We start from the raw sequence: 12,594 nt of genomic DNA on the forward strand, positions 1-12,594 counted from the left end.
GTCAGGCCCGGCCCTGCGAACGCAACTCGTAGCGTCGCTCGGCGTAGTCGAGATCGTCCTTCCACAACCGTGCAGCGGTGAAGTTCATCGCCGGACGCAGGAGCCCCGCTGCCTTTCGCGCCATCTGGAATCCCGGACGATCCGAGCTGGCGATCGTGGCCTCGATGACGGCGGTGCGCGGGGTGCCGTCGGCTGCGGGGGCAAGTGGCGTCGCGTGCGTTTCGACGACGCTTCCCGCTCCTTCACCGTCGAGGATGCGCATCACGATGGTACGAGGACCTGGGCAGACGAACTCGGCCCGCACCGGAACGCCGATGCCCCGGCTGACGCGGAAGGTCACGTCGACGAGGAAGCGATCGTCTTCCTCGGGTACGTCGATCTCGGTCGGCGCACTGACCACCTTCAGCCGTGCGAACGAATATGGGTGAAACCACGCGCCGTGCCAGGGGTCGAGACGATTGGCGATGATGTCGTCGGGCTCGCACTTGCCGACGAGAGTCACCACCCCGGCGATGGCAGTCGAGGACGGCGGACGGATCGGAACCACGGGGACGGGCGTCGGCTCCTCACCGCCGAGCTCGTCGAGCCGCACCCACACCAGAACCCCGTCGTCGAATGCCGGAACAGGACGCCAACCGGGCTTGCCCTTCGGCCCGAGCGCAAGACCGTGCCAGCGACAGACCAACGTGTCGCACTCGATCTTCGCGGTATCCAGCGCCGCACCGAGATGCGGACATGCGCCGGGGCCGATGTGCACCTTGCCTGCGGAGTCACGCCAGGCCACGAGTTCGGTGGTGCCGACATAGCGACCGAACGGCTTGTCGGCCTTGATGTCGCGACTGGCGGCGAACACGAACCAATTACCGGAGGTCCGAGTCTTCGCACGCTTCAATGCGGACTCGATGACCTGCGGATTCGCACCCTTCCAGGTGGGCTCCTGCTTGGCCCACGACTCCGACGGCAACGGCTGCAACGGCATCGTCTTCGGCCACCGTCGTCGTACTGCATCCAGCGCGGTCATTGCTGCTCCCAAAGTCGACAGTCGATTTCCCGTGTTCCTTCCCCATTGTTCCCGTTCCCAGGTACTCAATGTGACATCTGGTGGCCTTTTCGGGGGTCAATGTCACATCGAGTGGACTTGGGGAGTCAGTGAGCGGGGAGGGAGGGGACGGTACGGAGATGGTGACCGCATGGGACGGGTGGGTCCGCGCATGCGTCGGCGGTCTCGGGGCTGCTCGAATCGACTGCTGTCAGTGTCCACAATTTGGCTCGAGGAGCGGGATTCGGTGGTTGCAGAGCAATAGTGGACGCTCAGTTGAGTAGGTTCGGGTATCGATCTCCCGGGATGCCGCGTGTCGATGGATTTGCGAGCCGAGATCGCCAGTACGGCGAATCGGGCGATTGCCGTGTCGGTAGTGCGCGAAGGGTCCGGCGGCGGGGTTGTCATTGCTCCCGTGCCTTGGTACTCAATGTGACATCTGGTGGCCTTTTCGGGGGTCAATGTCACATCGAGTGGACCAACTGACCGCTGCGGAGTCAGTCGACGCCGATCCAGCGGAGGACGGCAGTGGTCGCTGCCGCCGCGATCACGATGACGACGAAGGGCGCTTTGCGCCAGGCCAGTACGGCGGCAACGGCGACGCCTGCAGGGAGTGCGAATCCCGCGAAGTCCCGATCCACGAGGAGGGTCGATGTGGCGATCAGTGCCACGAAGATGACGGCGACGGCAGTGGTCATCACCTTGTCGATGCGAGGCGAGATGGTGACTCGGGTTCGGAGTGCCGGTCCTGCGATGCGGAGCGCATAGGTGCCGATGATCAGCGCGATCAGGGGAATCGTGAGGTTCATGCGGATTCCTTCGGTGCAACAGGAGCAGAGGACAGCATGGCCGGGACGACAGCGACCAGTGCCAGGAGCACGGGCAGCCCGCTCGGCAAGAACATCGACGCGACGAGAGCGACACCCGCTCCGAGAAGGGCTGCAGTGCGGGTGGCCTTGTCTCGCAGGGCAGGCATGATCAGTCCCAGCAGAATCGCCGGGAATGCGGCATCGAGACCGAGTGCGGCAGTGTCTGTGATCGCTCCTCCGCCGAGGGTGCCGATCACGACGCCGATGTTCCAGGTGACGAACAGACCGATGCCGCACAGCCAGAACGCTGTTCGACGACTGCCCTCGTCCTTTTCGGACGCACTGAAGGCCACCGCCTCGTCCGTGATGAGGTGAGTTCCGAGCAGCCGCTTGATCGGCGACAGGTTCTGGAAGACCTCGCCGATGGAGAAGCCGAGCGGAACCAGTCGGGTGTTGGCGAGCAACGCGCTCGCGACGGCGGCAACGGGATTGCCGCCTGCCGCCAGAATGCCGACGAAAATGAACTGGGAGGAGCCCGCGAAGACCACCAGCGACATCACGACCGGCAGCCACAGGGGCAGGCCAGCGGCCACCGAGATGGCACCGAACGATGCTCCGACGAGCGCGTCGGCCAGACAAACGAGCGCTATGTCGCGGATGTTGACCCCGCCGAAGCTCGTGAGCCAGTTTCTCGAACCGCCTGGGGTTCGCCATGTCGAACGCATGGTCGTTATAGTGGACGATGTTAGGCTGTTCGTCAAATCAAACGCGCGTACCGATGGAGTGAACGAATGGCGGACACCGGACCACCGATTGCGGCCATTGCTGCCGCTCTCCAGCAGGAACGACGACGGGTCGGCCTGTCTCTCGCGGAAGTGGCTCGTCGAGCAGGTATTGCCAAATCGACTCTGTCACAACTGGAATCGGGTACCGGAAACCCGAGTCTCGAGACCCTCTGGGCGCTCAGCGTCACTCTGGACGTTCCGTTCTCAAGACTGGTCGAACCCGCGAAGCAGTCTGTCCGTCTGATCCGTGCGGGGGAGGGGCCGAGATTCGCGTCGGACAGGGCGGACTACTCGGCGACGCTGCTGGCGTCGTCTCCACCGAACGCTCGACGGGACATCTATCTGATCAGCGCGAACGTCGGTGAACCGAGGCGCTCGGACCCGCATTCGCCGGGAGTTGTCGAACATGTTGTGCTCAGTGCCGGTCGGGCGATGGTGGGGCCGATGGGTGAGGCCGTCGAACTGGCTCCGGGTGACTACGTCGCCTATCCCGGCGATGGGCCGCACATCTTCGAGGCGCTCGAGCCGAACACCATGGCAGTGATGATCACCGAACACAGCTGACGTGGGTGGGAATAGTCGGAGGAGATGCCTCGTTGGACTCTTTCGACGGCGTTCGCTTGGCAAGCCCCGGGCCTCACCCCATTTGTCGCTTCGAGCGACCACTCGCCGAGAGGCGTTTGCAGCGGACGTCGTCCCTTATTTTTCGTGGAACTGAGCGCTCACGAACGCTCAGGTGCTGTGAAACCAGCCCTTTCTGCGTGCGGAGGGTGTGAAAAGCGCGTCGCGAGGCGTTGAATGCAAACTCAGTTTCCCGGAGTGAGTGCGGTGATATTCGCAGACGTCTGGTTGTCGGTAGCCTCCGTCTCGTCGAAGTAGCGACGAAAGAGCATCCGCATCGATTCGATGACGTCGATGTGCTGCTGAAGGATCACGTCGAGCGACCGATCGGTGCCGGTGGCCTTCTTGAGGAATCTGTCGCGCAGGTCCTGGGCGGACTTCAAGTCTCCCCAGTCTTGGAATTCGCCCAGCCGAATAGCCTTGCGTTTCATGTCGTTGAGATGTGCGATGTAGGCAACGCAGGCTGCATCGCACTTGGCAGCGACTTCGGCGGGAATAGTGATTGTGCCGGCGTCGGCTTGGGCGTTGAGTTCTTGCCAGTGTGCGATGAGGTTCGGCTGTGGACCTGTCACGAATTCGGCACCCTTCGGGCGGTAATGACTAGCGCGGAAGCTCGGAATCCAGGGAGGCGACCACTGTGTTGAGCTCAGTACACGGATCGTAAGGAGGGTTGCGGACCGTAGCATCAGTGATAATTGTTGCCCTGATCAATTGGACGCCCTGGGTGAAAGCAACGCCGCAGTTCAGAGAAGCGTCGGCTCCGACCTGTTGATACTGGGTTGAGTCGCGGGTACCCACTCGCACGGGCTGAAGACGATCGAAGGTAGCGGGATCGTCGATGTAGTCGATGCCTTCGAGTCCGACGAATATCGAGAAGTAGTACTTGTTGTTCGGCGGTTGATCTTCCCATCCGCAGATCTTGAATCCGTATTGATCCCGTCCGAAGATGCCTGACTCCTTGGTGTCGACGTTCAATCCTGCTCGCTCGATGGCCTCGTCGGGGATGGTGCATGGGTCCCAGGGTGTCGGCGTGGAGGCGGTCGTACTAGCCGCCGCACTCGATGTCGCTGTGGCGAGGGCGTCACCGTCGGTGGTGTTCGCGCAGCCCGCGAGCAGCAGAAGTGCTGCCATCGCCGGCGTCCATCGTTGTGCCCTGCTCATTTTGCTTGTCCGTTCCTCGGAGAACACCTAAGTGCTTGGACGCACGCCGGCGGGCAACGGTTCCCGGGACGGGTCAGGTGCCCGCTTACGTGCCTTGCGCTGGATTCACGCCGGTCGTGGGGATCGACACCTCCTCGACGGGGTGTACTTGACGATCCAGGGCGTGGATCGAGGGGTCGGCCATCGTAGACACAGCGCACGCCGCAGTTGGTATGGCTGGCACCCGAATATTGTGTAGTGCGTGCGTCGCTGTGCCGTGTCCATGAAACAGATTCAATGACTTCATGATTCGACAGGATGTAGTTGCGGTTCGGCTCCACGATGTTCGGAAGGTGCATGGTGAGGGCTCGCGTGCGGTGACGGCTCTCGACGGGGTGACAATGGACTTCGAGCGGGGGAGTGTTTCAGGCGTTCAATCTGGTGGGCTCACTGACCGCGGCGCAGAACGTCGAACTCCGCGTGCGATTTGCCGGCAGCCTTGGCCGATGTCGGGCTCGGGGATCGTGCGGCGCATCGTCCTGCTGAGATGTCGGGCGGTCAGCAGCAACGGATCGCCCTTGCGCGCGCACTGATTACCCACCCCGATGGGTGGTCGCGGGGTGTTCGGCTCTCGCGCTGGTGGCCACCGTGGCTGTGACTCGATGGGTGCTTAGGTGCGGGCGGGATAGCGGGGGTCCGGCGACAGCGGCGGTCTCTCAGTTCTTCGGAGTGAGCGCGGTGATGTTCGCAGCTGTCTGGTCGTCGGCAGCCATGGTCTCGTCGAAGTAGCGACGAAACAGCATCCGCATCGATTCGATGACATCGATGTGCTGCTGAAGAATGATGTCGAGAGAGCGATCGGTGCCGGTGGCTTTCGCGAGGAACTTGGCTTGCAAATCCTGGGCAGACTTGAGGTCGCCCCACGATTTTGTCGTTTTCAATGCAAGTGCGTCGCGCTTCATCTGTTCGAGGTGTTCGATGTAGGTCGCGCACGCTGCGTCGCATTGTTTGGCGACGCCAGCTGGAATGGTGATGGTGCCGGCGTCAGCTTGGGCGTTCAGGTCTTGCCAGTGTGCGATGAGGTTCGGCTGGGCATCGGTCATGGTTGATGCATCCTTCGGGCGATAATTCTTAGGCGGGAAGTTCGGAATCAAGTGCTGCGACCACCGAGTTCAGTTCGGTACACGGGTCGTACGGCGGGGTGCGGACCAGCGAATCTGTGTTGAGCGTCGCCATTATCAGTTCAGCTCCGGCGGAGAAGGCAACGCCGCAGTGCAGAGTCGCGTCCGCAGCGATTTGCTGATACTGGATGGCGTCGCGAAAGCCGATCCGAACAGGCTGAAGCCGGTCGAAGTACCCTGGGTCATCGATGTAGTCGATGCCTTCGAGCCCGGCAAAGATGCGCACGTAGTACTTGTTGTTCGGCGGGCGGTCCTCCCATCCACAGATCTTGAATCCGTTCTGATCTCTTCCGAACACCCCCGATTCCTTCGTCTCCACGTTCAGTCCCGCCCGCTCGATGGCCTCGTCGGGGATGGTGCATGGGTCCCATGGCGTCGGCGCGGAGGCGGTCGTAATAGCCGCCGCACTCGATGTCGCGTCGGCACGGGCATCACCATCGGTGGTGTTCGCGCATCCCGACAGCAGCAGAAGTACTGCCATCGCCGGCATCCATCGTCGTGCCCAAAGCATTGCCTCACCAATTTCTCACGAACGTCTACGTCCTTGGACGCAGCGCGACGCCTGTCGGTTCCCGAACCTGGCCCGATTCCAGACGATCAGGATCTATGACAGGGTGGCGCAGATGCAGGATCGCGACGATGACTCCTCGGACTCCGTTGTTGTAGTGGTCGAGACGGGCATCTACGGGGAAGCCGAACTGACGTATCGGGACGAAGAAATTTCCGGTTCGTATCGCGAGGGGGTACCCGTGACCGTCACGATTTCTCGAACGGGGCCTCGGACCTCGGACAAGGTGCCGATCGGGACGCGCACCGCCGCGAACCTGCGGGCCGATATCGATGGCCGAGATATCCTTCTCGCCCCCGGGCGCGCGAGGCTGTTCAAACGGTCCTACCGCGTCGGTATCCAGTACGGCGGGCGCACTCTGACGTTGGGCGCGAAGAACCTCGAAGACAGCGTGCTGCTGGACGGGTCGTCGGATCGGGGCGACAACGAGTTCGGGGTGTTGACGCGCGTCCACGGCGGAGGTGTCGAAGTACTGTGGTCGCTTCCGTTCACGATGGTGAACAGGACGATCGAACCGCCGACACCGTCCCGTGAGGATGCTCTGATCGGCATCGTCGTGGCTGCGGCATTCGGAACCGGCGGACTGTCGTTGACGACGATTGTCATGGGCGCAGTCGAATCGATTTTTCCCTGACGGTCCCGCTGACAGATCTACCTCCCTTTGGCATGGTGGAGGTATGCAGCGGCGCGTGGGCGAGAGTTGGTCCACGAGACCGGTCTCAGGGGTAACCCCTGGGTACATCATGAAAATCGAGCACTGCGTCCGAAGCTGGTCCGCACGCTCCGCGTGCTTGGCAGCTCCGAGGACGAAAGATTTCGGTCGCCCCGCGCCGTTGCATGTCACAGCACTGCACCCGATCGGTAGACATCCGTGACCGAGCGGGAATTCACCCCGCGAGCAGCAGCGACACTGGCGCGCCTGGCTGCCGATGCCGAATGGACACGGTCCGGACTCGAGGAGGCGTTCGAGCCACTCGTCCCGGCCAAGGCGTCGTGGTTGGCGGATCGGGTCGTCAATCTGTATCCGAGTCCGCCGTTCGACGAGGCGTCGATTTTCGTTCTGCTGCGCGACCTTCCGTTCATTCCGGAGCCGTCGGTATCGTCACAGAGACCGACTCGCAACAGTGACAAGCCCTGGCGATTCGAGGTACCGCGGTACGAGACCACCGGCCAGCTCGCGCGATCGCTGGATCTGACGATCTCGGAAATCGAATGGTTCGCCGATCTGCAGGGCAGGCTGCGCACCGCACCGTTCCCGTTGCAGCACTATCGATCTGCGCGACTCGACAAGCGTCAGGGCGTCCGCTTGCTGGAGGTGCCGAAACCGCGTCTGCGTGAGATTCAACGAAAGATACTGCGCCGCATACTCGATCGAATTCCCGCCCACCCGGCCGCGCACGGCTTTCGCAAGGCGCGCAGTCCGCGTACCTTCGCAATGCCACATTCCGAACGCGACGTGGTGATCTCGGTGGATCTTCGACGCTTCTTCCCGTCCATCGGGTTCGATCGAGTGGTCGCAATCTTCGAGGCCGTGGGCTACCCGCGAACGGTCGCAGCCACACTCGCGGCACTGTGCACGACGGTCACCCCGGCGGGCGAGTTGATCGGGATGGACCGTCCCACCGCAGCGAGGCTTCGTGCCACACATCTGCCGCAGGGCGCGCCCACATCACCTGCCCTGGCGAATCTGGCTGCGCGACAACTCGATATCCGAGCAACGGGCTTGGCCCGGTCCGTCGGTGCCCGCTACAGCCGATACGCCGACGATCTGGCGTTCTCCGGTGGTGCAGACATCGATGTCGACCGACTGCTGTGGCTGATTTCCCAGATCGCCCACGACGAAGGCTTCACGATTCACCCCGACAAGACCCGGGTCAGGCGCGCACATCAGCGGCAACAGCTCACCGGACTCGTCGTCAACTCGTGGCCGGCAGTACCCCGACAGGAATACGACGATCTCAGGGCCCTGCTGCACAACTGCATCACCACCGGTCCCGTCGAGCAGAATCTCCAGGATCGCAACGACTTTCGAGCGCATGTCTACGGGCGAATTGCCCGAATCGGCGAGACGAACGAGACCCGTCGGGCGAAGCTGCTGAACATGGCAACGCAGGTCCAGTGGTTCGAGTAGCTGAATTGGGGTAGGCGAATTCAACATACTCATCTTCCCCAGGAGCCGCTATGAACGACCTGACCTTCACCATCGGACACGAGGAACTGGTGATCCGGCAGCGATGGGAAGTCGTCAGCATCATCAACGACATTCTCGTTGCCGTCTGGTTCATCATCGGCAGCATCCTGTTCTTCCACGAGAGCACCACTGTGGCCGGCACGTGGTTGTTCCTCCTCGGAAGTATCGAACTGCTCATACGGCCGCTGATTCGCCTCGCCCGACGCGTGCACCTGACGAGGATCGGGCGCGGCCGGTCGGCCTCGGACAGCGACGAGGACTACTGACCGGTGGCCCGACCCGGCTCACGGTGCAGTGACTCGCAGCAACACCCCCGTCTGCGGGAACAGCACCGGTAGTGCCACGCCTGCCCGCGCCAGCATCGAACCCGTCAGTTCGACGACGCCACCGTCGGCGATCCATGGCGGTAGTTCGATGCCGTTGCCCAGGTCGCTGAGCTCACGCACGAATTCGACCCGGTACCTGACGGAGGGATCGAGACCGGGAAGCCGAACCCGATCGGTGCGATCCTCGGGCGAGGTGTCCATCCGCACAACCGCATACGCAGCCTCCGAGAAGTCCGCTGCTACGACGCCGTGCACCCACACACTCGGGTCGGGATGGTCTGCGCGTACCACGTCGCCGGCGTGCAACAGCCCGCGTAGGTCCTTGTACAGCGCAGTCCACGACCTCAGGTACTCGTGATCCTCGGACGAGAGCTCGGTGACATCCATCTCCAGCCCGGCATGGCCGAACAGCGATGTCAAGCAACGGAACTGAAGAGTCGACCATCGACCGGACGTGTGCGCTATCTGGGGCCCGACGTGCGAGCCGATCAGCTCCGGCGGCAGCAACTGCGTCGTCCACCGTTGCAAGCGTTGACGTTCGAGCGGATCGTTGGTGTCCGACGCCCAGACCCGGTCGGTGTGTTCGAGTACCTCGAGGTCGATGCGCGCACCACCGGAAGCGCAGGATTCGAACTCGACGTTCGGATGTCGGGACCGAAGCTCGTCCAGCAACCGGTAGAACGCCGAGGTCTGAGCATGCACCGCGGCCCGTCCGTCGGAATCGACGGCCAGCATCAGGTCCCGGTTGTGATCCCACTTCACGTAGTCCGGCCGCTCGGTCGTCAGCACCGAATCGATCGACGAGAGCAGGTAGTCGAACACCTCGTCGCGAGTCAGGTCGAGCACGTGCTGGTGACGCCATTCGAGTGGGATCCGCCCGGGTGCCGTGAGCAGCCAATCCGGATGCGCCCGAGCAATATCGGAGTCGAGGTTCACCATCTCGGGTTCGAACCACAGCCCTGGACTCATACCGAGCCCGCGGACGTGATCGAAGAGGGGTGCCAGCCCGTCGGGCCAGACTCCCTCGTCCACCTGCCAATCACCCAGTCCGGCCCGGTCGTCACGTCGGTGCCGGAACCAACCGTCGTCGAGCACGAATCGTTCGACGCCCACGTGCGCGGCGACGTCGGCGATCCTGCGGAGCCGGGCGAGATCGTGATCGAAGTAGACGCCTTCCCACACGTTCAACACCACCGGTCGCGGCGAGGTGGGATGCGCGGGTCGGGACCGCATCCATCGGTGCAGCGAATGCGCCGAACCATCGAGCCCGGCAGCGGAATACACGAAGTGCACCCACGGCGTCGTGTAGGTGTCACCGCTCGGCAGCACGACCTCGCCGGGAGCGAGCAGCTCTCCGCCACCGAGCACGCCGGAGGCCTGGCCGGCACGTTCTGGCAGGCGCTCGGCCAGATGCAGGTGATCGCCGCTCCACGCGACGTGAGCACCCCACACCTCGCCGCTGCGAAAGCCGAAGCCTTCGCTGCCGGCGGTGAGGACCAGGGTGGCGTCGTGCCCGGTTCTTCCGCGACGCGACGCGCGCACGGTCGAGCCGTGGTCGAACCGTCGACGCTGAGGGGTGCGCTCACGGCAGTGCCGTCCCGTCAGGTCGAGAAGTTCGGTTGCAGTGTCCGGCAACGGCATCAGGGTCACGACGCCGTCGACGGTCAAGGGCCCACCGGAGACGTTCCGGACACTCTGCCGAACTCGCAGTGATCCACCGACCTCGAGCGACAACTCGATCGACCACGAGATTCCCAACTTGTCATCGGAAGCGTCCACAACACAACCGAATTCGGTAGCGGCAATCTGCACGTCCGCCCAGCGTGGGTACTGCACGGTGCCGGAGCGGTGCAATGCCAGAGCCGGTGTTCCCTGCCAGGCGTCGTCGCCACCGGGCGCGAGGGTGAGCCACCGTGGCACGTCCACGCTCGAATGCGGGACAGCGGGGATCGCGGCCCTGCGCAGCTCGGTGAGGTCGTTCTCGGACAGCTCGCCCAGATCGGAACCCCAGTGCAACACGGCCGGAACGGCGGTGGACGACGGCCCGAGGATCACCATGACACCGTCACGGCGAAGGACGGAAAAACTCACTTGTTGGCACCCATCGTCAGACCGGACACGAAATGGCGTTGCAGCGCAACGAATACCAACACTGTCGGCAGAGCCACCATGACAGAGCCGGCGGCGAGCAAGTTGGTGTCGGTGAAGAAGCTACCCTGCAGGTTCTGCAGCGCCGTCGTCACCGGGAGCTTGTCTCCGCTGACCATCAGAGCCAGTGCCCAGAAGAAGTCGTTGTAGATCCACGTCACCATCAGCGTGGCAAGGGCGGCGAGGGCAGGCCGGCACAGCGGCATCACCACCTGCCAGTACTGGCGGAACAGGCTCGCTCCGTCGACGGTGGCGGCCTCGAGCAGTTCGTGCGGAACGGTTTTCATGTAGTTGCTCAGCACGAACACGCAGAATCCGGTCTGGAAGGCGACGTGCACGATGATCAGGCCCCAGTAGCTGTCGTACAGCGAACCGGAGGAGCTCATCCAGTACGGAACGGGAATTGCGTTGTACAGACGGAACAGTGGCGTGAGCAGTGTCTGCTGGGGCAGCAGGTTACCGGCGATGAACACCGCGAGCATGAAGATGTTGAACTTCCAACTGAAGCGCGCCAGGATGAACGCCGCCATCGAGCCGAAGAACAGGATGAGCAACACCGACGGCACGGTGATGATCAGCGAGTTGAAGAAGTAGTGCGGGATCCCGCCGATCTGCCACGAATCTATGTAGTTGCTCAGCGTGTAACCACCCACGGAGAGATAGCCGTTGAGCAGTACGTAGTCGTAATCGCGGAACGAGTTGTACACCGCCCACACGAGCGGAAAGAGCCAGACGATCGCCATGACGGTCAGCAGCACGTACATCGCGATCTGGGCGGTGCCTGCGCGCCGACGGTTGGCGACGGCGGCGCGGTTGCGGGTCAGCGGATCACGCTCGGGAGGCGCTGTGCGGGTGAGTGAAGTGGTCATCAGTCTTTGCTCCGAAGAACGATGGCGAGGTACAGGGCGATGAAGACGAGAGAGATGAGAAGCATGACGGTCGCGAGGGCCGAGCCGAAGCCGATGCGGCCTGCTTCACCGACGACGTTGGCCGTGACCAACGCCGATATCAGTTCCAATCCGTTTCTGCCCCTGTTGATCACCCAGACCAGGTCGAAGGCACGCAGCGCCTCGATGACGGTGATGACGACGATGAGCAGATTGGTGTTCTTCATCAGCGGGAAGATGACGCTGAAGAACGTGCGGATCGGCCCCGCGCCGTCCATCACCGCAGCTTCGCGGACGGACGGATCGATGGCCTTGAGGCCGGCCAAGTACAACAGCATGATGTAGCCGGTATGACGCCACCCGGCCGCGACCATCACGGCCCAGATGTTGATGTCCGGGTCTCCGAGCCAGTCGACGTCGGTGCCCAGCAGGCTGTTGAGGACGCCGCCTTCGGTGGAGTAGATGAGCTGCCAGATGAAGCCGATGAGGGCCATCGACAGCACCACGGGAATGTAGAAGATGCTCTGGTAGAGCCGAGATCCCTTGAGGTTCTTGTCCAGCAGGATCGCCAGCAGAATGCCGATGACGGTGGGAACCAGGAACAGGAACACGAGCCAGAGCACGTTGTTGTGCAGAGCCTGCTGGAACGGGGGGTAGGCCTGCACCGCGTCGACATAGTTCTGAGTGCCGATCCACTCGATGCTCGACGTGCCGCCGATGCCGTCCCAACGGGCGAAGGACAGGATCACCGTGAAGATCGTCGGAATCCAGACGAGGCCGATGACGATCAGCGCGGGAAGCCCGAGCATGAGAGCGATGGTCCACTTCTCGCGGACACTGCGCCGAACCTTCGGGGACGCAACCCGTTCGGTGGTGGTCATGGCTGTACCTGATCTCGA

Annotated in this window: 14 protein-coding genes and 1 pseudogene; 5 read left to right on the plus strand and 10 right to left on the minus strand. The window is 62.9% G+C overall.

Annotated elements, in window-relative coordinates:
• Window position 1 precedes the first annotated feature (1 nt).
• The 3 genes from MTX35_RS15130 to MTX35_RS15140 all read right to left on the minus strand — a co-directional run bounded on the left by MTX35_RS15130 (window position 2) and on the right by MTX35_RS15140 (window position 2,573).
• The gene (locus MTX35_RS15130) at window positions 2–1,021 is read right to left on the minus strand and encodes a DUF5914 domain-containing protein (RefSeq protein ID WP_243595774.1); all 1,020 of its coding nucleotides are present in this window, start codon (window positions 1,019–1,021) and stop codon (window positions 2–4) included.
• A 515-nt stretch (window positions 1,022–1,536) separates the two neighbouring features.
• Window positions 1,537–1,848, minus strand: a complete 312-nt coding sequence (locus tag MTX35_RS15135) for an AzlD domain-containing protein (RefSeq protein WP_243595775.1) — start codon at window positions 1,846–1,848, stop codon at window positions 1,537–1,539.
• Complete coding sequence (locus tag MTX35_RS15140) at window positions 1,845–2,573, minus strand: AzlC family ABC transporter permease (protein WP_243595776.1); 729 nt, start codon at window positions 2,571–2,573, stop codon at window positions 1,845–1,847. Before MTX35_RS15140 ends, MTX35_RS15135 begins: the two co-directional genes overlap by 4 nt.
• 66 nt (window positions 2,574–2,639) lie before the next feature.
• Between MTX35_RS15140 and MTX35_RS15145 the strand changes: the two genes are divergently transcribed.
• The gene (locus MTX35_RS15145) at window positions 2,640–3,197 is read left to right on the plus strand and encodes a helix-turn-helix domain-containing protein (protein WP_243595777.1); all 558 of its coding nucleotides are present in this window, start codon (window positions 2,640–2,642) and stop codon (window positions 3,195–3,197) included.
• A gap of 242 nt (window positions 3,198–3,439) precedes the next feature.
• Here MTX35_RS15145 and MTX35_RS15150 read toward each other — a convergent pair whose 3' ends face one another.
• On the minus strand, window positions 3,440–3,826 hold the full coding sequence (locus tag MTX35_RS15150) for a hypothetical protein (protein ID WP_243595778.1): 387 nt from the start codon (window positions 3,824–3,826) through the stop codon (window positions 3,440–3,442).
• 28 nt (window positions 3,827–3,854) lie between these two features.
• Window positions 3,855–4,385 (minus strand): DUF3558 family protein, encoded by a 531-nt coding sequence (locus MTX35_RS15155; RefSeq protein ID WP_243595779.1) that lies wholly within the window; start codon window positions 4,383–4,385, stop codon window positions 3,855–3,857.
• Between the two features lie 423 nt (window positions 4,386–4,808).
• On the opposite strand from MTX35_RS15155, the pseudogene MTX35_RS15160 reads away from it, so the two are divergent.
• Window positions 4,809–5,001: pseudogene (locus MTX35_RS15160) on the plus strand (ATP-binding cassette domain-containing protein); the annotation flags it as partial.
• Window positions 5,002–5,110: 109 nt separating this feature from the next.
• On the opposite strand, the gene MTX35_RS15165 reads toward MTX35_RS15160, so the two are convergent.
• Window positions 5,111–5,497: a hypothetical protein gene (locus MTX35_RS15165; RefSeq protein WP_243595780.1), complete on the minus strand. Its 387-nt coding sequence runs from the start codon at window positions 5,495–5,497 to the stop codon at window positions 5,111–5,113.
• Between the two features lie 28 nt (window positions 5,498–5,525).
• On the minus strand, window positions 5,526–6,056 hold the full coding sequence (locus MTX35_RS15170; protein WP_243595781.1) for a DUF3558 family protein: 531 nt from the start codon (window positions 6,054–6,056) through the stop codon (window positions 5,526–5,528).
• 142 nt (window positions 6,057–6,198) lie between these two features.
• On the opposite strand from MTX35_RS15170, the gene MTX35_RS15175 reads away from it, so the two are divergent.
• From MTX35_RS15175 to MTX35_RS15185, 3 genes are all read left to right on the plus strand, one after another.
• Window positions 6,199–6,777, plus strand: coding sequence for a hypothetical protein (locus MTX35_RS15175; protein ID WP_243595782.1), 579 nt, complete (start codon window positions 6,199–6,201; stop codon window positions 6,775–6,777).
• Window positions 6,778–7,014: 237 nt separating this feature from the next.
• Window positions 7,015–8,274: a reverse transcriptase family protein gene (locus MTX35_RS15180; protein WP_243595783.1), complete on the plus strand. Its 1,260-nt coding sequence runs from the start codon at window positions 7,015–7,017 to the stop codon at window positions 8,272–8,274.
• Between the two features lie 50 nt (window positions 8,275–8,324).
• Window positions 8,325–8,600: a YrhK family protein gene (locus tag MTX35_RS15185; protein ID WP_243595784.1), complete on the plus strand. Its 276-nt coding sequence runs from the start codon at window positions 8,325–8,327 to the stop codon at window positions 8,598–8,600.
• Window positions 8,601–8,618: 18 nt separating this feature from the next.
• On the opposite strand, the gene MTX35_RS15190 is transcribed toward MTX35_RS15185, so the two are convergent.
• From MTX35_RS15190 to MTX35_RS15200, 3 genes are read right to left on the minus strand one after another with little or no spacing between them, the layout of a single operon-like run.
• Entirely contained in the window at window positions 8,619–10,751 is a 2,133-nt protein-coding gene (locus MTX35_RS15190; protein ID WP_243595785.1) for an alpha-galactosidase, read from the minus strand.
• A complete protein-coding gene (locus MTX35_RS15195) occupies window positions 10,748–11,677 on the minus strand; it encodes a carbohydrate ABC transporter permease (RefSeq protein WP_243595786.1) in 930 nt (309 codons plus the stop codon). Before MTX35_RS15195 ends, MTX35_RS15190 begins: the two co-directional genes overlap by 4 nt.
• Window positions 11,677–12,576: a carbohydrate ABC transporter permease gene (locus tag MTX35_RS15200; protein ID WP_243595787.1), complete on the minus strand. Its 900-nt coding sequence runs from the start codon at window positions 12,574–12,576 to the stop codon at window positions 11,677–11,679. The genes MTX35_RS15195 and MTX35_RS15200 overlap by 1 nt, the downstream gene beginning before the upstream one ends.
• Window positions 12,577–12,594 lie beyond the last annotated feature (18 nt).

Source organism: Rhodococcus sp. ARC_M12 (assembly GCF_022810385.1).
GTDB lineage: Bacteria > Actinomycetota > Actinomycetes > Mycobacteriales > Mycobacteriaceae > Rhodococcoides > Rhodococcoides navarretei.